18 protein-coding genes are annotated in these 19,200 nt (G+C 70.6%); 8 read left to right on the top strand and 10 right to left on the bottom strand.

Features of this window, described 5'->3' with window-relative positions; translation table 11 throughout:
* Positions 1-463: 463 nt before the first annotated feature.
* Complete coding sequence (locus ACIRP7_RS13290) at positions 464-1,003, bottom strand: hypothetical protein (protein WP_403657482.1); 540 nt, start codon at positions 1,001-1,003, stop codon at positions 464-466.
* 476 nt (positions 1,004-1,479) lie between these two features.
* Here ACIRP7_RS13290 and ACIRP7_RS13285 point away from each other — a divergent pair, with 476 nt between their 5' ends.
* Both ACIRP7_RS13285 and ACIRP7_RS13280 read left to right on the top strand, forming a co-directional pair.
* The gene (locus ACIRP7_RS13285; protein WP_403657479.1) at positions 1,480-1,818 is read left to right on the top strand and encodes a hypothetical protein; all 339 of its coding nucleotides are present in this window, start codon (positions 1,480-1,482) and stop codon (positions 1,816-1,818) included.
* A gap of 273 nt (positions 1,819-2,091) precedes the next feature.
* On the top strand, positions 2,092-2,376 hold the full coding sequence (locus tag ACIRP7_RS13280; RefSeq protein WP_403657476.1) for a hypothetical protein: 285 nt from the start codon (positions 2,092-2,094) through the stop codon (positions 2,374-2,376).
* A 160-nt stretch (positions 2,377-2,536) separates the two neighbouring features.
* On the opposite strand, the gene ACIRP7_RS13275 is transcribed toward ACIRP7_RS13280, so the two are convergent.
* The 7 genes from ACIRP7_RS13275 to ACIRP7_RS13245 all read right to left on the bottom strand — a co-directional run bounded on the left by ACIRP7_RS13275 (position 2,537) and on the right by ACIRP7_RS13245 (position 11,297).
* Positions 2,537-3,685: a GDSL-type esterase/lipase family protein gene (locus ACIRP7_RS13275; protein WP_403657473.1), complete on the bottom strand. Its 1,149-nt coding sequence runs from the start codon at positions 3,683-3,685 to the stop codon at positions 2,537-2,539.
* A 51-nt stretch (positions 3,686-3,736) separates the two neighbouring features.
* Positions 3,737-5,161, bottom strand: coding sequence for a lysine N(6)-hydroxylase/L-ornithine N(5)-oxygenase family protein (locus ACIRP7_RS13270; protein WP_403657470.1), 1,425 nt, complete (start codon positions 5,159-5,161; stop codon positions 3,737-3,739).
* On the bottom strand, positions 5,158-6,576 hold the full coding sequence (locus ACIRP7_RS13265; protein ID WP_403657467.1) for a pyridoxal phosphate-dependent decarboxylase family protein: 1,419 nt from the start codon (positions 6,574-6,576) through the stop codon (positions 5,158-5,160). Before ACIRP7_RS13265 ends, ACIRP7_RS13270 begins: the two co-directional genes overlap by 4 nt.
* Positions 6,577-6,692: 116 nt before the next feature.
* A complete protein-coding gene (gene pepN, locus ACIRP7_RS13260; RefSeq protein ID WP_403657464.1) occupies positions 6,693-9,179 on the bottom strand; it encodes an aminopeptidase N in 2,487 nt (828 codons plus the stop codon).
* Positions 9,180-9,235: 56 nt separating this feature from the next.
* A complete protein-coding gene (locus ACIRP7_RS13255) occupies positions 9,236-9,790 on the bottom strand; it encodes a two-component system response regulator (protein WP_403657461.1) in 555 nt (184 codons plus the stop codon).
* 138 nt (positions 9,791-9,928) lie between these two features.
* Positions 9,929-10,279, bottom strand: coding sequence for a chorismate mutase (locus ACIRP7_RS13250; RefSeq protein WP_403657459.1), 351 nt, complete (start codon positions 10,277-10,279; stop codon positions 9,929-9,931).
* Positions 10,280-10,424: 145 nt separating this feature from the next.
* Positions 10,425-11,297: a helix-turn-helix domain-containing protein gene (locus ACIRP7_RS13245; RefSeq protein ID WP_403657456.1), complete on the bottom strand. Its 873-nt coding sequence runs from the start codon at positions 11,295-11,297 to the stop codon at positions 10,425-10,427.
* Between the two features lie 84 nt (positions 11,298-11,381).
* On the opposite strand from ACIRP7_RS13245, the gene ACIRP7_RS13240 reads away from it, so the two are divergent.
* Both ACIRP7_RS13240 and ACIRP7_RS13235 read left to right on the top strand, forming a co-directional pair.
* Complete coding sequence (locus ACIRP7_RS13240; RefSeq protein WP_403657453.1) at positions 11,382-13,151, top strand: beta-galactosidase family protein; 1,770 nt, start codon at positions 11,382-11,384, stop codon at positions 13,149-13,151.
* A gap of 37 nt (positions 13,152-13,188) precedes the next feature.
* Complete coding sequence (locus ACIRP7_RS13235; protein ID WP_403657450.1) at positions 13,189-14,070, top strand: hypothetical protein; 882 nt, start codon at positions 13,189-13,191, stop codon at positions 14,068-14,070.
* 7 nt (positions 14,071-14,077) lie between these two features.
* Here the strand turns inward: ACIRP7_RS13235 and ACIRP7_RS13230 are convergent, their stop codons facing one another.
* Both ACIRP7_RS13230 and ACIRP7_RS13225 read right to left on the bottom strand, forming a co-directional pair.
* Entirely contained in the window at positions 14,078-14,983 is a 906-nt protein-coding gene (locus tag ACIRP7_RS13230; RefSeq protein ID WP_403657447.1) for an SDR family oxidoreductase, read from the bottom strand.
* Between the two features lies 1 nt (position 14,984).
* The gene (locus tag ACIRP7_RS13225) at positions 14,985-15,734 is read right to left on the bottom strand and encodes an SDR family oxidoreductase (RefSeq protein ID WP_403657444.1); all 750 of its coding nucleotides are present in this window, start codon (positions 15,732-15,734) and stop codon (positions 14,985-14,987) included.
* 54 nt (positions 15,735-15,788) lie between these two features.
* Between ACIRP7_RS13225 and ACIRP7_RS13220 the strand changes: the two genes are divergently transcribed.
* Genes ACIRP7_RS13220 through ACIRP7_RS13205 form a run of 4 tightly spaced genes read left to right on the top strand, consistent with a single transcriptional unit; the run spans position 15,789 to position 19,096 of the window.
* Positions 15,789-16,532, top strand: a complete 744-nt coding sequence (locus ACIRP7_RS13220; protein ID WP_403657441.1) for an enoyl-CoA hydratase family protein — start codon at positions 15,789-15,791, stop codon at positions 16,530-16,532.
* The gene (locus tag ACIRP7_RS13215) at positions 16,529-17,350 is read left to right on the top strand and encodes a CoA transferase subunit A (protein WP_403657438.1); all 822 of its coding nucleotides are present in this window, start codon (positions 16,529-16,531) and stop codon (positions 17,348-17,350) included. The genes ACIRP7_RS13220 and ACIRP7_RS13215 overlap by 4 nt, the downstream gene beginning before the upstream one ends.
* On the top strand, positions 17,331-18,047 hold the full coding sequence (locus ACIRP7_RS13210; protein ID WP_403657435.1) for a CoA-transferase subunit beta: 717 nt from the start codon (positions 17,331-17,333) through the stop codon (positions 18,045-18,047). Before ACIRP7_RS13215 ends, ACIRP7_RS13210 begins: the two co-directional genes overlap by 20 nt.
* The gene (locus ACIRP7_RS13205; RefSeq protein WP_403657432.1) at positions 18,047-19,096 is read left to right on the top strand and encodes an NAD(P)H-dependent flavin oxidoreductase; all 1,050 of its coding nucleotides are present in this window, start codon (positions 18,047-18,049) and stop codon (positions 19,094-19,096) included. Before ACIRP7_RS13210 ends, ACIRP7_RS13205 begins: the two co-directional genes overlap by 1 nt.
* Positions 19,097-19,200: the final 104 nt, after the last annotated feature.

The raw sequence follows: 19,200 nt of genomic DNA, 5'->3' as shown, positions 1-19,200 counted from the left end.
AACGCGCCCGGGTACGCACCCTCGCGCTGCGCGCCGACGCCCCTGCAGCCCGCGGCCAACGCCACCCGGCAGCTCACCCTCGCCAACGCGGACGACAAGCCCCTTGCGATCGAAGCCGTCGCCGACCGCGCCCGCTTCGGTCACTGCGTGCTCTACCCGGCATCCCCCGCGACCACAGCACGCACACTGCCGAGCGTGGGCGAAGATCCGGGCATCCACGGGCCGCAGCAGACAGGAGGCGGCAGGTGACATACCGCGTCAGGGTTCAGTTCACGCATGACGGCCCGGCGGTGACTGGGGAGTGGAGCATCTCCGATCCCCCGACCAGTCACGCAAGAGCCAACGAACCAGTGGGCGGCATGGGTACCGTCAGCACCTGCGATGCCACCACGCCAATTCCGGTTCTGCCATCGGCTCGTGATGCGTTCGCCTGAGGAGCACCACGAGGACTCCGCACAAGCCGTTACGTCGGTCGCCTCTCGAGCAGCTCGTTGAGGACCGACATCTTGTCGGGCCGTGCCTCCAGCAGGATGAGGCCGAGCACGGCAACCGGGTCGAGCGCGGGATCGCTGCGGGTGACGTATGTGTGGACAGTGCGGTCGGGCCGGGACGTCTCCCTGACATCAAGGATGGTTCGTTCTTCGGATGTTACGGAGAAGTGCAGCTTTCTGCGGAATCGAGCACGGCGGATGCGGTACTCCGCTTCCCACAGCAGCACGGTGTTCCCATGACGCTCTCCCACCAGCTGTCCATGTGCCGACAGCAGAGGCTGCCCCTCATTGAAGTCGACGAGCAGACGCGGGTCGTCGCCGACTCGGTCCGTGCTGCCCAGCACATGCTGACGACCAGGGCCGGCCTGCGCCGCGAACGCTCCGACGGGTTCACCGTCCAGTTGGAAGAACGAACTGAACGTCCACATCATCGACTGGCCCGGTCGAAGCCCACCGCTCGTCGTCACCGGCGCCTCACCCAGTTCCCGAAAAAGCACATCGTCGTTTCGCACATGGTCGCTGAGCCCCCATCGGCTGCTGGGACATGACATTCACCAACGGAGACGTGAGCATTCCCGACGCGGTTCTTCATGTTGCTGCTGTGCCTCCCGCGGAGCAGGGCGGGGGTGCTGGCCGAGCAACTCGCGTCGTCTACTGCGGTGGCCCTAGACATCGTCAGTCGAGTGAACGCCAGCGTTCCTCTCAGAACAAACGGCGCGGGTCTGCGTCCATGACCTGTCCTCCGGCGCCCTCTGCGGTCACCTCAGTCAGCGTCTGCCCGACCATGCCGAGTGGAACTTGGCCGACGGCGCCAGGAAATGTCTACTCCCTTGACCTGGGTTGATCAACAACTCCTGGGTCCGAAGATTGGGCCGTGGCGCAGGAGACACGCCTGACCTCCTGCGCAAAAAGGATCACCCTGTGGCGCTCGTGTCCGTAGTTCGCGGCTCGAACGCCCGCCCTCCCTGCAGAGCCAGGAAAAAACAAGATGACATCCCGTAGTGCGATCAAGCAGGTCGGTATCGCCGCTGCGCTGGGCCTGGCTTCGGTGCTGACGTGCGTCTCGCCCGCGAGCGCCGCAACCGACATCATGAAGGCCGAGTCGTTCAACGCCAACAAGCTGATGTTGTCGATCTGCAATGGCCGCACAACTACCTCGTACTGGCGGCTCAACGTCCAGACCGGTGAGCTCGTGAAGCTCACGCCGACGCGGTGGAGCCTCCTGTTCAACGTCGGCTCCACCACGTTGAAGCAGCCCTGGGAGGCTTTCCAGGGCCACTGCTCCTACCCCCAGTCGTCCAGCTGGACCTGGAACGGCCGGCCCTGAGAAGCAGATCAGCGACACTCTGGTGAACTGCAGCTACAGAAGCACACACTGAGCCTTTTCAGCCTGACCCTACAGCCAGCGCGGGTAGGCATCGCCGCCGGTGGAGATCCGACGTTCCTGTGATCTCGGCGGCGACCGCAGGGGTGTCGGCCCGGCCGAAGTCCGGGCGCAGGTCGCAGGTGGCGTGCCGGTCGCCGGTCGGCACGACGGGGCGGGTGATGGCTGCGGTCCTCGTCTGCATCCTCTTGACGAACTCTGCTTTATGCTCGGGCGATGGCCGATGTCTCGAGGATGAAGACCTTTTTTGCCGGCTGCATGGACAACGCGGCGAAGGTCGGCTTCAGCCTTGTCGACGGTCGCGAGTTTCTCGGCTGGATCGCTGAGGTCGCGGACGATCGGGTATCGGTCGCTTGGGCACCCAGCCCGATCTTCATGCAAGCCACGGGCGGCGAGAAGTGGAATCCGGACGATGAGTGGATACCGTTCAGCGCGATACTGGCCGGGACACTCGTGTGGTACGACACGTCTGCCAGGCGGTGGGTGACGTACCCGCATTGAGCTTCTTCAGCGTTGCCGCCATGTCCCTGGCCGGATCCCGGGGTTTTCGTCTTCCTCAACCCCAGCACCAGCCGCGGGCCTCGATGATCTGGATCCAAGAGCTCATCCGGAACAGCCATTGATCACAATCCGATACGCGCCCTAGAGGTCCACCTGAGTTCTAGAGATCCAGCAGGGTGACGTCCACGGCGTCGGCGATGGCTTTCGCGCCGGCGTCGTTGACGTGCAGGCCGTCGCCGGCGTTGAACTCGGGGCGGATCCGGTCGGGTTGGCCGGGGTCCGCGACGGCGGCGGCCACGTCGACGATCGCGTCGAAGGGGTGGTCGCCGCCGAGGAGCCAGGCGTTGACCTCGGCGCGGACGGCCTGGCCGTGCTCGGTGTCGTAGCCGGCGTGGACGGTGCCCTGGTAGGGGCCGATGGTGGAGCCGATGACGGTGAGTCCGGCGGTGTGGAGGCGGTCGGCGAGGGTGGTGAGGCCGGCCTTGAACTCGGCTGCGGTGGGGCCTTCGGCGGGGTCGGGGTGGGCGAAGTGGCCGGGCAGACCGAGGTCGTTGAGGCCGATGTGGACGATGACGTGGCTGACGCCGGGGACGGCGAGGACGTCGTGGTCGATGCGGGCCAGGAGGTGTTCGCCGATCTCGTCGGTGAGGAGCCGGTTGCCGGAGATGCCCGCGTTGACGATCCAGCCGTGCTGGAGGCGGCGGCTGAGCTGTCCGGGGAAGCTGTTGTCGGTGCCGGGGGTGGTGGCGGCGCCTTCGATCCAGGAGTCGCCGAAGGCGACGGCGATGCGGGTGCCGGCCGGGGCGAGGACGTCGGCGCCGGCGAGGAGGTGGCCGGTGGCGAACTCCTCGGGGTCTTCGAGGACGGGGGCGGACAGGTGGTTGCCGGGGACGGCGTGTCCGGTGTCGTAGGGCATGGCGGTGAAGGTGGTGAGTCCGGTGTCGCCCGGCAGGTAGAGGCTCACCGAGAGTTCTTCTCCCGCGGTCACCGGTAGTGCGACGGGGTCGCTGATGATCTCCTCGCCGGCGGGGATGGTGACGGTGGGTGCGCCGGAGAAGTGGAGCGGGGTGTCGCTGCCGGGGTCGATGCCGCTGCCCTTGGTGCGCAGGGCGAGGTGGGCGCCGCCGATCTCCAGGGGCTGCCGGCCGTAACGGTTGGTGAGTCGTATGCGGACCGCTTCGCCGCCGCCTGCCAGGCGCAGGGACTGGCGGACGGTCTGGTCGGTGAAGCCGCGGGACTCGAAGAGGGCGAGGTTCTCGTGGGGGCTGATGGCGGCGGCGTGGTGGGCGGCGGTCCAGGTGGTCGTCATGTGGGAGCCAACCGGCCCGGTGCCCGGGTTTCTTCCGCCGCCGCAGGTTCTTTACCGTCCTTCGACGAGGGGGGTCAGGACGGGGGCGGTGCGGGCGGGTGGGATCTGTGGCAGCCGGTCTTCGAGGCCGAAGGTGGTGAAGGCGGTGCGGGTGGGGAGGGGGTAGGTGTTCTTGCCGGTGAGGGTGTTGAGGATGGTGGCGCTGCGCCAGGCGGCGAGGCCGAGGTCGGGGGTGCCGATGCCGTGGGTGTGGCGTTCGGCGTTCTGGACGTAGACGTGGCAGTCGCCGCCGGTGACGGAGGGGTCGAGGACGAGGCGGAAGTGTTCGTCGACGCGGGGGCGTTCGCGGCTGTCGCGGCGCATGTAGGGGTCGAGTCCGGCGAGGATGCGGTCGAGGGGGCGTTCGCGGTGGCCGGTGGCGAGGACGACGGCGTCGGTGGTGAGGCGGGAGCGGGTGCCCTGCTGGATGTGTTCGAGGTGGAGTTCGATCTTCGTGGTGGCGATTCTGCCGGCGGTGCGGACGCGGACGCCTGGGGTGAGGACGGTGTCGGGCCAGCCGCCGTGCTGGGTGCGGCGGTAGAGCTCGTCGTGGATGGCGGCGATGGTGTCGGCGTCGATGCCGCGGTGGAGCTGCCACTGGGTGGTGGTGAGGCGGTCGCGGACGCTTTCGGTCAGGGCGTGGAAGTAGCGGGTGTAGTCGGGGGTGAAGTGTTCGAGGCCGAGCTTGGAGTACTCCATGGGTGCGAAGGCTTCGGTGCGGCCGAGCCAGTGGAGTCCTTCGCGGCCGGTGGGGCGGTTGCGGAGGAGGTCGAGGAAGACCTCGGCGCCGGACTGTCCTGAGCCGACGACGGTGACGTGGTCGGCGGCGAGGAGGGTCTGGCGGTGGTCGAGGTAGTCGGTGGCGTGGATGACGGGCACGCCGGGGGCCTCGACGAGGGGCTTGAGGGGTTCGGGTACGTAGGGCTGGGTGCCGATGCCGAGGACGATGTTCTTGGTGTAGGTGCGGCCCAGTGCTTCGGCTTCGCCGTCGGTGTCGAGCTGGGTGAAGTCGACCTCGAAGACGTCGCGTTCGGGGTTGAAGCGGACGGCGTCGACCTGGTGGCTGAAGTGGAGTCCGGGGAGGTTCTCGGCGACCCAGCGGCAGTAGGCGTCGTATTCGGTGCGCTGGATGTGGAAGCGCTCGGAGAAGTAGAAGGGGAAGAGGCGCTCGCGGGCCTTGAGGTAGTTGAGGAAGGTCCAGTGGCTGGCGGGGTCGGCGAGGGTCACCAGGTCGGCGAGGAAGGGGACTTGGATGGTGGCGCCGTCGATGAGGAGCCCGGGGTGCCAGCCGAAGGCGGGGCGCTGTTCGTAGAAGACGGCGTCGAGTGAGGTGAGGGGCTGGGCGAGGGCGGCGAGGGAGAGGTTGAAGGGTCCGATGCCGATGCCGACGACGTCGCGGGGTGCGTCGGGCTCGAGGTGTGGGGGGTGGGGGGTCATCGGGGGGTGGTTCCTTCCACGAGGTGCAGGAGCCCGGCGAGGTGGGCCGGCCGGGTGGTGGGGTTGAGGAGGGTGGCCTTGAGCCAGAGCCGGTTCGCCGCGCGGGCTCGTCCGAGGACGGCGCGGCCGTCGGTGAGGAGTTTTCGGCGTACGGCGGCTACGGCGTCGTCGGTTGCGTTCGCCGGTCGGAACAGGACCGTGCTGATGGTGGGCGGTTCGTGGAGTTCGAACCCGGGGTGCTGGTCGATGAGTTCCGCGAACTGCCGTGCCTGATCGCAGACTTGGTCGACGAGAGCGCCGAGTCCTGTCCGTCCCAGGGTTTTCAGGGTGACGGCGATCTTGAGGATGTCGGGGCGGCGGGTGGTGCGCAGGGAGCGGCCGAGGAGGTCGGGGAGGCCGGCTTCGGTGTCGTCGTCGGCGTTGAGGTAGTCGGCGCGCTGGTTCAGGGCGGTGAGGTCGTTGCTGTCGCGGACGGCGAGGAGTCCTGCGGCGACGGGCTGCCAGCCGAGTTTGTGGAGGTCGAGGGTGACGGTGTCGGCGGCGGTGAGTCCGTCGAGCTTGCCTCGGTGCCGGTCGCTGAAGAGGAGTCCTCCGCCGTAGGCCGCGTCGATGTGCAGCCGTGCCCCGCGCTGCGCGCACAGGGCGGCGATCTCGGGGAGGGGGTCGATGTGGCCGGTGTCCGTGGTGCCCGCGGTCGCGGCGATGACCGACGGTCCGTGCAGGGCCTTGTCGAGGGCTGCGGGGTCGAGGGTGCCGTTGGGAGTGGGGACGATGAGCGGGGCCGGCAGGCCCAGGAGCCAGGCGGCGCGTGGGAGCGAGTGGTGGGCGTTTTCGCCGCAGACCAGTCGGACACCTGGGCCTTGGGTCTCGCGGGCCAGGAGGAGGGCGAGTTGATTTGATTCCGTGCCACCGGTAGTCACCAAAGCATCGGGCCGGTGGGGGCTTGTCGCGCCCCGCGGCGGAGCCGCATATCGATACAGCCCCGCGCCCCTGACTGTCTCGGAGTACGCCTCTCTCGCCAGTCGCCGTGTCACCAGTGCCTCAAGTTCCGAGGCTGCCGGGGCCTGGTCCCACGAGTCCATCGACGGGTTCAAAACGCTCACGGCAAGGTCGGCTGCTGCGGCCACCGCGAGGGGCGGGCAGTGGAGGTGGGCTGCGCACAGGGGGTCGGCCGGGTCCGCGGAGCCTTCCGCCAGGGCCTGCACCAGGTGTCGTAGGGCCTCCGGATCACCCTCGTCCGGGAGTACGTCGCCCAGTGCGGCCCGCGCTCGCGCCGCCACCTCGGCCGGGCCGCCCGCCGGAAGTGGTCCCCGGCGCGCCCGTGCCCCCTCCCCCAGCGCCTCCAGGACCGAGTCGAGCAGTGGGCGCAGCGAGGTGGGGCCTTCGGGGCCCGAGGCCAGGGGCGGCGTGTGCATCGTCGACCTCCGGGGGCGCTGGTGGCTTCCAGCTTGGACGCGGTTGCTTGGGCGCGCCCGGAGAGTTCAACGATTCTGACCCGAAAGGGGGTACTCCCGTACGGGGAAAATCCGCTCTACGCCTGCCTCACCCGCAACGCCCGTCCCAGGTCGTCGAGTTGGTCGACGAGTTTGCGGCGCAGGGCGGGGATGGGGTCGGCGTCGCGCAGGCAGGTCTCGCCGAGTCGCAGGGTGTCCTCGTCGATGGCGTAGCCGGGGAACGCCCAGCGGCCGGCGGCGTCGGCGATCGCGGGGCCCCGGCGGGCGGCGAGGGCGACGGCGTCCTGGTAGTAGCGGGGCACGTACTGCCGTACGAGGTCGGTCTGTTCAGGTTGCCAGAAGCCCTGTGCGGTGGCGGTGAACAGGTAGTTGGAGAGGTCGTCGCGGGTGAACATCGCTTCCCATGCCTGTGCTTTGGCCTCTTCGGTGGGGAGGGCGGCGCGGCAGCGGGCGGCGCCTTCCTGGCCGGCGGCGGAGGGGTCGCGTTCGAGTTCGCCGGCGATGGCGGTCTCGTCGGTGGCGCCGAGGACGGCGAGGCGGGCGAGGACGCGCCAGCGCAGTTCGGGGTCGAGTTCGGGGCCGCCGGGGACGGTGCCGTCGGCGAGCCAGGCGGCGATGGTGTCGGGGTGGGCCGCGACGTCGATGCAGTGGCGGACGGCGATCAGGCGCAGGCCGGGGTGGTCGCCGTCCTCGGTGCGGCGGATGAGGTCGCGGCACAGGGAGGAGAGGGTGGTGAGGGCGGCGGGGCGCTGTTCGGGGGTGACGTAGCGGTCGGCGACGTAGGCGGAGGCGAAGGCGAGGACGCCCTGGACGAGGGCGAGGTCGGTCTCGTGCGGGAGGTGGGCGCGGGCCGCGTCCAGGTAGGCGGTGGGCGCCAGTTCGCCGTCGCGGACGGCGTCGCGCAGGGCGTTCCAGACGACCGCGCGGGTCAGGGGTGAGGGCAGGCCCGAGAGGCTCTCGGTGACCGCTTCGAAGGAGTCGGGGTCGAAGCGGACCTTGGCGTAGGTGAGGTCGCCGTCGTTGAGGAGGAGGAGGGTGGGGCGCTTGCCGATGGGCTGCGGGGTGCTCTGCGGGACGTCGAGGTCGAGGCGGTCGCGCAGGACGAGGTGGCGGCCCTCGTCGGCGACGTCCTGGTCGTAGAGGCCGACGGCGATGCGGTGCGGGCGGCTGCCCTTGTGCTCGACCTGGAGGGTGTACGTGCCTTCCTCGCCGCGGGTGACCACGGGCCGCAGGGTGTCGACGCCGGTGGTGCGCAGCCAGGTGTCGGCCCAGGCGTGGACGTCGCGTTCGGTGGCGGAGGCGAGGGAGTCGATGAAGTCGGCGAGGGCGGCGTTGGCGAACTTGTGGCGGGCGAAGTGGGTGTTGATGCCGGCGAGGAAGTCCTTCTCGCCGAGCCAGGTCACCAGCTGTCGTAGGGCGGAGGCGCCCTTGGCGTAGGAGATGCCGTCGAAGTTCAGGAGGGCCGATGCCGTGTCGTCGACGGCTTCGGGGGCGACGGGGTGGGTGGAGGGGCGCTGGTCGGCGTCGTAGCCCCAGCCCTTGCGTACGACGCCGAAGTCGACCCAGGTGTCGGTGAAGCGGGTGGCTTCGGTGAGGGTCTGGTAGCCCATGTACTCGGCGAAGGACTCGTTCAGCCAGATGTCGTCCCACCAGCGCAGGGTGACGAGGTCGCCGAACCACATGTGGGCCATCTCGTGGGCGATGACCATGGCGCGGGTCTGGCGTTCGGTGTCGGTGACGGCGGAGCGGTAGACGAACTCGTCGCGGAAGGTGACGAGGCCGGGGTTCTCCATGGCGCCGGCGTTGAACTCGGGGACGAACGCCTGGTCGTAGGAGTCGAAGGGGTAGGGCTCCTCGAACTTCTCGTGGTAGCGGTCGTAGCACTGCTTGGTGATCTCGAAGAGTTCGTCGGCGTCCGTGTCGAGGTGGGGCGCGAGGGAACGGCGGCAGTGGATGCCGAAGGGCAGGCCGCGGTGTTCGGTGCGGACGGAGTGCCAGGGGCCGGCGGCGACGGCGACGAGGTAGGTGGAGATCAGGGGGGTGGGGGCGGCCTGCCAGAGGCCCTCGCCGAGGTCGGTGGTGATGCTGTTGGCGAGGACGGTCCAGTTCTCGGGGGCCTTGACGGAAAGGTCGAAGACGGCCTTGAGGTCGGGTTGGTCGAAGGCGGCGAAGACGCGTTGGACGTCGTCCATGAACAGCTGGGTGTAGGCGTAGGTCTCGCCGTCGGTGGGGTCGGTGAAGTGGTGCATGCCCTCGCCGGTGCGGGAGTACCGCATGACGGCGTCGATGCGCAGTTCGTGCTCGCCGGCGGTCAGGCCCGTAAGGGGCAGCCGGTTCTCCTCGAGGGTCTCCGGGTCGAGGGGGCGGCCGTCGAGGGTGGCCTCCCTCAGTTCGGCCGGCTTGAGTTCGACAAAGGTGTCCGCCTCGGTGCGCGCGGTGAACCGGATGACGGTCTGTGACGCGAAGGTCTCGTCGCCGGTGGTGAGGTCGAGCGCGATGGTGTAGCGGTGGACGTCGAGGAGCTTGGCACGGGTCTGCGCTTCGTCGCGCGTCAGTACGGACATGCAGGACATGCTGCCTGATGGCCGGGGCAACTCACAGAGGCGGATCGGTACACGCCTTATGTCCGGTCCTGTTCGAGCTCCCCGGTGTGCGCCCCGTTGGCGCGCTGCACCGGTACCCGGGCGTCCGGGTGGGACAGGGCCCCGTGGGGGGCGCTGTCCTTGCCGTTGTCGCCGTGGTCCTTGACGAGGGCGCGTAACTCCCGCACCTCGTGTTCGAGGGCGAGGTGGCGGCGGTGGGTCTCGAAGAGGTAGCGGACCTTGGTGCGCAGGGCCCAGGGGTCGATGGGTTTCATCACGAGGTCGGCGACGCCGAGGGCGAAGGCGGCGGAGGTGAGTTCGTGGTCGGGGCCGAAGCCGGTGAGCAGGATGACGGGGATGTGCTGGGTCTGTTCCAGGCGCCGCATGTAGCGGACCACGTCGAGGCCGCTGACGCCGGGCATCCGTACGTCGAGGAGCAGGAGGCCGACCTGGCCCCGGAGCACCTGCTTGAGGGCCTCGTCACCGCTGGTGGCGCGGCTGAGCCGGTAGCCCAGGGGGGCCAGGGCGCTCTCCAGGGCGTAGAGCGTGTCCTCGTGGTCGTCGACGATCAGGATCTTGGCATCCGAAGGCATGGCCCGACGTACCTCCCTCGCGGACAGCCAGCCTACGCCCGTGCGCTGACACGCAGTGCTCGTGGGCTGACAAGGAGTGCACAGCGCAGCATGCCGGGTGCGGGCGGCCGTGTCACCTCCCCGCGGGGTCGGCCGAGGTCAATCGGCCAGGGGGGCGGAGCCGTTGACGGTGTCCTCGGCGATGCGCTCGTGGTGCCTGATCACTTCGGCGATGATGAAGTTCAGGAACTTCTCAGCGAAGGCCGGGTCGAGTTTGGCGTTCTCGGCGAGGGTGCGCAGCCGCTCGATCTGGCGGGCCTCTCGGGCCGGGTCGGCGGGCGGCAGCTGGTGGCGGGCCTTGAGGTGGCCGACCTGCTGGGTGGCCTTGAACCGCTCGGCGAGCATGTGGACGACGGCCGCGTCGATGTTGTCGATACTGTCGCGCAGCCGGCTCAGCTCTTCGCGGACAGCGGGGTCGACGTCACCGGATCCGGTGTTGCTGGTGGTCATGGGCGACAACCCTAAGGGGAGCGCGGTCAGCGGGTCGTAGGCGGATCAGCCCGATCGGGAACTCGGGCGCTCGGACCCTCTGCGGATCGGCGGAAACACGGACACGCAGACCTTCCTGGATCAGGCCCACCGGAAACACGCCCCCTCAAACCCTCGGCGGATCCCCCGGATCAGGCACCCGGTTGCTCCAGCCGCCCGGTACCGTCCGGCTTTCCTGGGCTCGGAAGCGGATCGGGGGCATGCCCACTCGGCGGGTGAAGAGGCGGGAGAAGTAGGCGGGGTCGTCGTAGCCGACGCGGCGGGCGATGGAGGCGACGGGGAGTTCGGTGGTGGCGAGGAGTTCCTTGGCGCGGTCGAGGCGGATGCCGAGGAGGTAGTCCTTGGGGCTGCAGCCGGCGCCGCGGCGGACGGCGGTGCGCAGTTCGGCGAGGGTCATGCCGTGCCGGGTGGCGTGGTCGGCGACCGACAGCGGGGTGAAGGCGTCGCGGGCGAGGGCCTTGAGGACGGGGTCGCCGTCGGGGGCGAGGTCGGCACGGGCGCGGCGCAGGGCGACGAGGAGTTCGTGGACGGCGGCGCCGGTCTCCACTTCGAGGAGGGGGTTGTCGCGGCGGGCGGCCCGTGCGATGCGGGCGATCACCGCGCGTGCGCCGGTGGCGTCGGACAGGGGCACGACGGGGCGGTCGGGTTCGATGTAGCCGAGTTCGGTGTAGGTGGCGGTGGCGGGGCCGGTGAAGCCGGCGAACCCCTCGTCCCAGCCGTCCCCCGGGTCGGGCGCGTAGTGGTGGGGGATGCCGGGGGTGAGCCACAGCAGTGAGGGCGCGGTGACCGTCGTACGGCGGCCGTCGGGGGTCTCGTACCACCCGGTGCCGGTGCTGATGACGACGGCGACGTGGCTGTCGAGGGTGCGGGGACCGACGGTGGGCAGTTCGCCGTACTGGAGTCCGACGCCGAGGCAGACCAGGCCCAGGCGGTGATGGACGGGGCTGGGCGTGAGGAACCGCATCCAGGTGTGGTACATCGCGCTCCTTGCCTGCGCTTCGGTCCAAGCAGCGACGATCTTTGTCCATGGACCTGGCCGTCGCCAGTGGTGAGGGTGGAGCCTATGAGCGAGTTCACGGTGGGTGAAACCGATTTCCTGCTGGACGGCCGGCCGGTGCGGCTGCTGTCCGGCGCGCTGCACTACTTCCGGGTGCACGAGGCCCAGTGGGGACACCGGCTGGCGATGCTGCGGGCGATGGGTCTCAACTGCGTGGAGACGTACGTGCCGTGGAACCTGCACGAGCCGCACCCGGGTGAGTTCCGGGACGTGGAGGCGCTGGGCCGGTTCCTGGACGCGGCCCGGGAGGCGGGGCTGTGGGCGATCGTCCGCCCGGGCCCCTACATTTGCGCGGAGTGGGAGAACGGCGGTCTGCCGCACTGGCTGAAGGGTCACGCGCGCACGAGCGACGGCGTGTACCTGGGGCAGGTGGAGCGCTGGTTCCGGCGGCTGCTGCCGCAGGTCGTGGCGCGGCAGATCGACCGCGGCGGCCCGGTGATCATGGTGCAGGTAGAGAACGAGTACGGCAGCTACGGTTCGGACGCCGCGTATCTGCGGCGGTTGGCGGACCTGCTGCGAGCCGTGGGCGTCACTGTCCCGCTGTTCACCTCGGACGGCCCCGAGGACCACATGCTCACCGGCGGCTCGATCCCGGGCGTTCTCGCCACCGTCAACTTCGGTTCCGGCGCGCGGACGGCCTTCGAGACGCTGCGCCGCTACCGGCCGGACGGTCCGCTGATGTGCATGGAGTTCTGGTGCGGCTGGTTCGAGCACTGGGGCGGCGAGCATGTCGTACGGGACGCCGAAGACGCGGCCGCGGCGCTGCGGGAGATCCTTGAGTGCGGTGCCTCGGTGAACCTGTACATGGCGCACGGGGGCACGAACTTCGCGGGCTGGGCGGGTGCCAACCGGGGCGGGGGCGCCCTGCACGACGGTCCGCTGGAGCCGGACGTGACGTCGTACGACTACGACGCGCCGATCGACGAGTACGGCAGGCCGACCGAGAAGTTCTGGCGTTTCCGTGAGGTGCTGGCCGAGTACGGTCCGGTGGCCGACCTGCCGCCCGCGCCCGCGGCGCTGGAAGCGGACGGTGAGGTGGACCTGTCCGGGTGGGCCTCCCTGTCCGCCGCGCTGGAGGAGCGCGGCGGTCCGCTCCACGAGGGGCCCGTGCCGCCGGCTTTCGAGGAGGTGGACGTCGACCGGGGGCTCGTGCGGTACGAGGTGACCGTGCCGGGGCCGCGGCAGCCGTATCCGCTGATCGCGCGGGGCCTCAGGGATCTCGCGGTGGTGTACGTCGACGGGGAGCGGGCCGGGGTGCTCACCGAGGAGGACGTGCAGCTCAAGGAGCCGGTGGCGGGGTACGCGCGCGTGGAGCTGTGGGTGGAGTCGCTGGGGCGGGTCAACTACGGGCCCAGGAGCGGGGAGGCCAAGGGGATCACCGGGGGGCTGCTGCACGAGCGGCAGTTCCTGCACGGGGTGCGGGCGCGGGGGCTGCGCCTGGACGCGCTGGACTCGGTGACGGGGATCGGCTTCGGGGCGGTCCCCGGGGACGGCTCTCCGGGGCTGTACCGGGGTGAGGTGAGCGTGCGGGGCGCCGGGGACGCGGTGCTGGAGCTGCCGGGCTGGGTCCGGGGGTTCGTGTGGGTCAACGGCTTCAACCTCGGCCGGTACTGGTCGGCGGGCCCCCAGCGGTCGCTGTACGTGCCGGGTCCGGTGTTGCGGGAGGGCGGCAACGAGGTCTGGGTGCTGGAGCTGGAGGAGGCACCGGACCGGGCGACCGGGCTCAGGCTCCGTGCCCCGGATCCGGCCCACGAGAATCCGCCCGCGACCTCGTAGAGTGGAATCGGGTTCAGGGCGTCTTGGGGGTACGGGCGTGACGAACGACGGACCGGTCCAGCACGGCTACCCGCACCTGGAGACGGTGCGGGCCTCGATCAACGCGCTCTACAAGCGGCTCTCCTACGACACCGTGCAGGCGTTCGCGACGAGTGTGGCCCCGGTGGACGTGGCGTTCTGTGACACGGACGATCTCTATCTCGGCGCGCAGCGGGTGGCGCGGGAGCTGGTGCGGCACTACCGGCTGCCGGACGCCCGGTTCGTGGTGAGCTTCCGGGAGATGACCCACGCGGCGAACGTCGAACTCACCGCGGGCCCCGAGTACTTCGTCGAGCTGAACGACCGGTTCCGTACGCATCGGCGGGACATCGGCGCGGCGCTGGCCCACGAGGTCATGCACGTGTATCTGCACCGGCTGGATCTCTCCTTTCCCGGGGTGCGGGAGAACGAGATCCTCACGGACACGGCGGCGACGTATCTGGGGGCGGGGTGGCTGCTGCTGGACGCGTACCGGGAGGACGCGGCGTCGTCGCAGAAGCTGGGGTATCTCACGCCGGAGGAGTTCGGGTACGTGCTGGCGAAGCGGTCGCTGGTGTTCGGGGAGGATCCCTCGGTGTGGTTCACCAGCGCGCAGGCGTACACGGCGTATGTGAAGGGGATGACGCTGGCCCGGGAGGACTCCGAGCAGCCGCCCCTCACGGCGGCGGGCTGGGTGGGCCGGCGCCGCTACGCACGGGACCGCCGCCACGTCCCCGGCCCGCAGCCGGGAGTCCCTTACACCTTCACCCCGGACGGCCCCGGCCGGCTGCGGGTCTCCTTCCCGTGCCCCACCTGCCACCAGCGGATCCGGGTCCCTGTGCGGGGGCGGGTGCGGGCGCGGTGCGCGTTGTGCCGGACGGTGCTGGAGTGCGACACCTAGGATGCGCTCAGGTGCCGTACACCGGTCTGGGGGTCCCGGCCTCCTCCACCAGTTTGCGTGCTGTCTCTCCGGCCTCCGCCGGCGTCCACCTCGCGCCCCTGTCGGCCGTCGGGCCCGGCCGCCAGCCCTCCATCACGGTGATCCGGCCGCCTTCCGCCTCGAAGACCCGGCCCGTCACCCCCGTGCTCGCTTCGGAGCCCAGCCAGACCACCAGCGGTGACACGTTCTCCGGGGCCATGGCGTCGAAGCCGTCGGCCGGGGTGGCCATCGTGTCGGCGAACGTCTGCTCCGTCATCCTCGTCCGGGCCGCGGGGGCGATCGCGTTGACCTGAACGCCGTAGCGGGCGAGTTCGGCCGCCGCGACCAGGGTGAGGCCCACGATCCCCGCCTTCGCGGCGCTGTAGTTGCCCTGCCCGACCGAGCCCAGCAGTCCTGCTCCGCTGGAGGTGTTGACGATCCTGGCCACCGGCGTACGGCCCGCCTTCGTCTCCGCCCGCCAATGTGCCGCCGCGTGTTTCAGGGGCAGGAAGTGCCCCTTCAGGTGTACGCGCAGCACCGCGTCCCAGTCGTCCTCTTCGAGGTTGACCAGCATCCGGTCGCGCAGGAACCCGGCGTTGTTGACGAGGGTGTCGAGGCGGCCGTACGTCTCCAGGGCGGCCTGGACGAGGGAGGCGGCACCGTGGGGTGTCGCGATGTCGCCGCCGTGGGCGACCGCCTGGCCGCCGGCCGCGCGGATCTCCTCGGCGACGAGGAAGGCGGGGCTGTCGGGGCCCGGTGTGCCGTCGAGGCCGACGCCGAGGTCGTTGACGACGACCCGTGCTCCCTCGGCGGCGAAGGCGAGCGCGTGGGCGCGGCCCAGTCCGCGGCCCGCGCCGGTGACGACGACGACCCGGCCGTCGCAGATTCCGGTCAACTCACGTCTCCTTGTCGACAGTTCCGGCATTGGCGGCGTCGAGGAAGGCGGGCCGCTCCCCGCCGCCGTGCACCAGCAGCGAGGCCCCGCTGATGTAGGCGGCGGCGTCGGAGGCGAGGAACACGGCTGCCGCGCCCACGTCCGAGGGCTCGGCGAGGCGCCCGAGGGGGACCGTGCCGGAGACGGCGGCGATGCCCTGTTCGTCGCCGTAGTGCAGATGCGACTGCTCGGTGCGGACCATGCCGACGACCAGGGTGTTCACGCGGACGTCCGGCGCCCACTCCACGGCCATCGAGCGGGCGAGGTTCTCCAGGCCCGCCTTGGCCGCCCCGTACGCGGCCGTGCCGGGCGAGGGCCGGCCGCCGCTGACGCTCCCGATCATGACGATCGAGCCGCGGGTCCGCCTCAGCTGCTCGTACGCGGCCAGCGACACCGTCAGCGGGGCGAGGAGGTTCAACTCCAGGACACGGACGTGCCGTTCGGGGCTCGCGTCGGCGAGAAGGCGGTAGGGCGTCCCGCCCGCGTTGTTGACCAGCACGTCCAGGCGCGGCAGCTCGGCGAAGAAGTGCCGTACGGCATCGGCGTCCCGGACATCCAGCCTCGCGAACCGGGCCTTCGGCAAAGGGACTTCGGGCGGCCTGCGCGCACAGACGACGACGTCCGCCCCCGCCTGTGCGAAGGAGCGGGCGATCCCGGCGCCCACTCCCCGCGTCCCGCCGGTGACGACCACGGCCCTCCCGCTCAGCTCCATTCACCGCTACCCTTCACCTAACAAACGTTTGGTGGAAAGGTAGCTGATGCGGCCATGGGTGTCTCCACCTCGTCCCCGGAAAAGGGGATCGTCCTGGTCGGGGTCGACTTCCCGCCGGTGAACGCCCTTCCGGCGGACGGCTGGTTCGCCCTGGCCGACGCCGTGCGCGCGGCGGGCCGTGATCCGGAGGTCAGGTGCGTGGTCCTGGCGGCCGAGGGGCGGGGCTTCAACGCGGGCGTGGACATCAAGGAGATCCAGACGCGCGGCTCCGCCGCCCTCGTGGGTGCCAACCGCGGTTGCTTCGAGGCCTTTTCCGCGGTGTACGACTGCGAGGTGCCCGTAGTGGCGGCCGTGCAGGGATTCTGCCTGGGCGGGGGCATCGGCCTGGTGGGCAACGCGGATGTGATCGTGGCGAGCGAGGACGCCACCTTCGGCCTGCCCGAACTCGACCGCGGGGCGCTCGGCGCGGCCACGCACCTGGCCCGCCTGGTCCCCCAGCACCTCATGCGCGCCCTGTACTTCACCTCCCGCACGGTCACCGCCGCCGAACTGCACCGGCACGGAGCGGTGTGGAAGGTCGTGCCGAGGGAGGAACTCGCCGCCACGGCCCTGGAGTCGGCCCGTGAGATCGCCGCCAAGGACGGCGAACTGCTGCGCCTCGCCAAGGCCGCGATCAACGGCATCGACCCGGTCGACGTCCGCCGCAGCTACCGCTACGAGCAGGGCTTCACCTACGAGGCGAGCGTCAGCGGGGTCGCCGACCGGGTCCGTGACAGGTTCGGCAGGGAGGCCGAGTGAGCGACAAGACCATGACGGCCGACGAGGTCGTCTCCCGGCTGCACAGCGGCATGACGCTCGGCATCGGCGGCTGGGGCTCCCGCCGCAAGCCGATGACCCTGGTCAGGGCGTTGCTGCGGTCGCGGATCACCGACCTCACGATCGTCTCGTACGGCGGCCCCGACGTCGGCATGCTCGCCGCCGCCGGACGCATCCGCAAGCTCGTCACCGCCTTCGTCACCCTCGACTCGATCCCCCTGGAGCCGCACTACCGGGCGGCCCGCGAGGCCGGCGCCTTCGAGCTCATGGAGATCGACGAGGCGATGTTCATGTGGGGCCTGCACGCGGCCGCGAACCGGCTGCCGTTCCTGCCGGTGCGGGCCGGCATCGGGTCGGACGTCATGCGGGTCAACCCCGGTCTGCGGACGGTGACCTCGCCGTACGACGACCAGGAGACGTTCGTGGCCATGCCCGCGCTCGGCATGGATGCCGCCCTGGTGCACGTGAACCGCGCCGACCGGCTGGGCAACGGCCAGTGTCTGGGCCCCGACCCGTACTTCGACGACCTGTTCTGCGAGGCGGCCGACGCCGCTTACGTCTCCTGCGAACGGATCGTGGACACCGCGGAGTTGACGAAGGGGGCACCGCCTCAGTCGCTGCTGCTCAAACGGCACACGGTCACCGGCGTGGTCGAGGCCCCGGGAGGCGCGCACTTCACCTCCTGCGTCCCCGACTACGGCCGGGACGAGGCCGTACAGCGGGAGTACGCGACCACGCCCTGGCCGGAGTTCGCCGCACGCTATCTCGGGGGAGGACTTGATGAGCGCGACCCGGAGTGAGTACTGCGTGATCGCCTGCGCCGAGGCCTGGCGGGACGCGGGCGAGATCCTGGCGAGCCCCATGGGCCTGATCCCCTCGGTCGGTGCCCGCCTCGCCCGCCTCACCTTCTCCCCCGACCTGCTGCTGACCGACGGCGAGGCCCTGCTGGTCCGCCCGGACGGGACGCCCGAGGGCTGGCTGCCCTACCGCCAGCACCTGACCCTGGTCACGAGTGGCCGACGGCACGTGATGATGGGGGCGAGCCAGATCGACCGCCACGGCAACCAGAACATCTCGTGCATCGGCGACTGGGCGCGGCCGAGGCGACAGCTGCTCGGGGTGCGGGGAGCACCGGTCAACACCCTCAACAACCCGACCAGTTACTGGGTGCCGAGGCACTCCCGGCGGGTCTTCGTCGAGAAGGTCGACATGGTGTGCGGCGTGGGGTACGACCACGCGGACGGCGCTCCCCATCACCGTATCCCCCGGGTCGTCTCCGACCTGGGCGTCTTCGACTTCGGGACGCCGGACCACTCGATGCGGCTGGCGTCGCTGCATCCGGGGGTCACCGTGGCACAGGTGCGGGAGGCCACCGGGTTCGAGCTGGTGGTGTCCGACGAGGTGCCGTACACGCGCGAACCGACTGTGCGGGAGCTCGAGTTGATCCGCGAGGTGATCGATCCGCAGGGGTCCCGGTCAAGGGAGGTCGGCGGCTGATGGAGACCGCGCTCACCCGGCTGGTCGGGGTCCGGCATCCGATCGTGCAGACCGGGATGGGGTGGGTGGCGGGGCCCCGCCTGGTCTCCGCCACGGCGAACGCGGGCGCGCTCGGTGTCCTGGCCTCCGCGACCATGACCGTCGACCAGCTCCGGGATGCCGTACGGGAGGTGAGGTCCCGTACCGACGCGCCCTTCGGGGTGAATCTGCGGGCGGATGCCGCGGACGCCGGTGACCGGGTGCGCGTGATCATCGACGAGGGGGTGCGGGTGGCGTCCTTCGCCCTCGCGCCCTCCGCCGAGCTGATCGGCGCGCTCAAGGAGGCGGGGGTGGTCGTCGTCCCGTCCGTCGGGGCCCGGCGGCACGCCGAGAAGGTCGCGGCCTGGGGCGCGGACGCGGTGATCGTGCAGGGCGGCGAGGGCGGCGGGCACACCGGGGAGGTGGCGACGACGGTCCTGCTGCCGCAGGTGGTCGACGCGGTGGACATCCCGGTCGTGGCGGCGGGGGGCTTCTTCGACGGGCGGGGTCTGGTCGCGGCGCTGGCGTACGGGGCGGCGGGCGTCGCCATGGGGACCCGTTTCCTGCTCACCTCGGACTCGACGGTGCCGGACGCGGTGAAGGCGCGCTATCTGGCGGCGACGGTGAAGGACGTGACGGTGACCCGGGCGGTGGACGGCCTCCCGCACCGCATGCTCCGCACGGACCTGGTGGACTCCCTGGAGCGCGCGGGCCGTACCCGCGCCCTGCTGCGGGCCGCCCGGCACGCCGCCGCCTTCCGCGGGCTCTCCGGCCTGACCTGGCGGCAGTTGGTCCACGACGGCCTCGCGACCCGCCACGGCAAGGACCTCACCTGGAGCCAGGTCCTGCTCGCCGCCAACACCCCCATGCTGCTCAGATCGGCGATGGTGGACGGCCGTACGGATCTCGGCGTCATGGCCTCCGGGCAGGTCGCCGGAGTGATCGACGACCTGCCGTCGTGCGCGGAACTGGTGGAGCGGATCATGAAGGAGGCGGAGGGGGCCCTGGAGGGCCTCAAAAACGTTCGATGACCGTCACGTTCGCCTGCCCGCCGCCCTCGCACATCGGCACCATCCCCGACGGCCCGACTCCGTCCGCCGGAGCGGGTGGCCTGCCGTCGTCACAGCCTCTCGAT

The sequence above is a fragment of the Streptomyces sp. NPDC102270 genome, from assembly GCF_044766405.1.
Lineage (GTDB): Bacteria > Actinomycetota > Actinomycetes > Streptomycetales > Streptomycetaceae > Streptomyces.
Note: the sequence above shows the minus strand (reverse complement) of the source record. Positions and strands in the feature narration are given on the sequence as shown.

Bases quoted from the DNA above. Each gene is read 5' to 3' on its own strand.
- ACIRP7_RS13220 (WP_403657441.1), top strand. From the start codon at position 15,789: ATGGGTGTCTCCACCTCGTCCCCGGAAAAGGGGATCGTCCTGGTCGGG.
- ACIRP7_RS13275 (WP_403657473.1), bottom strand. From the start codon at position 3,685: ATGACGACCACCTGGACCGCCGCCCACCACGCCGCCGCCATCAGCCCC.
- ACIRP7_RS13210 (WP_403657435.1), top strand. From the start codon at position 17,331: ATGAGCGCGACCCGGAGTGAGTACTGCGTGATCGCCTGCGCCGAGGCC.
- ACIRP7_RS13255 (WP_403657461.1), bottom strand. From the start codon at position 9,790: ATGCCTTCGGATGCCAAGATCCTGATCGTCGACGACCACGAGGACACG.
- ACIRP7_RS13245 (WP_403657456.1), bottom strand. From the start codon at position 11,297: ATGTACCACACCTGGATGCGGTTCCTCACGCCCAGCCCCGTCCATCAC.
- ACIRP7_RS13280 (WP_403657476.1), top strand. From the start codon at position 2,092: ATGGCCGATGTCTCGAGGATGAAGACCTTTTTTGCCGGCTGCATGGAC.
- ACIRP7_RS13250 (WP_403657459.1), bottom strand. From the start codon at position 10,279: ATGACCACCAGCAACACCGGATCCGGTGACGTCGACCCCGCTGTCCGC.
- ACIRP7_RS13205 (WP_403657432.1), top strand. From the start codon at position 18,047: ATGGAGACCGCGCTCACCCGGCTGGTCGGGGTCCGGCATCCGATCGTG.
- ACIRP7_RS13240 (WP_403657453.1), top strand. From the start codon at position 11,382: ATGAGCGAGTTCACGGTGGGTGAAACCGATTTCCTGCTGGACGGCCGG.
- ACIRP7_RS13285 (WP_403657479.1), top strand. From the start codon at position 1,480: ATGACATCCCGTAGTGCGATCAAGCAGGTCGGTATCGCCGCTGCGCTG.
- ACIRP7_RS13270 (WP_403657470.1), bottom strand. From the start codon at position 5,161: ATGACCCCCCACCCCCCACACCTCGAGCCCGACGCACCCCGCGACGTC.
- ACIRP7_RS13265 (WP_403657467.1), bottom strand. From the start codon at position 6,576: ATGCACACGCCGCCCCTGGCCTCGGGCCCCGAAGGCCCCACCTCGCTG.
- ACIRP7_RS13225 (WP_403657444.1), bottom strand. From the start codon at position 15,734: ATGGAGCTGAGCGGGAGGGCCGTGGTCGTCACCGGCGGGACGCGGGGA.
- pepN (WP_403657464.1), bottom strand. From the start codon at position 9,179: ATGTCCGTACTGACGCGCGACGAAGCGCAGACCCGTGCCAAGCTCCTC.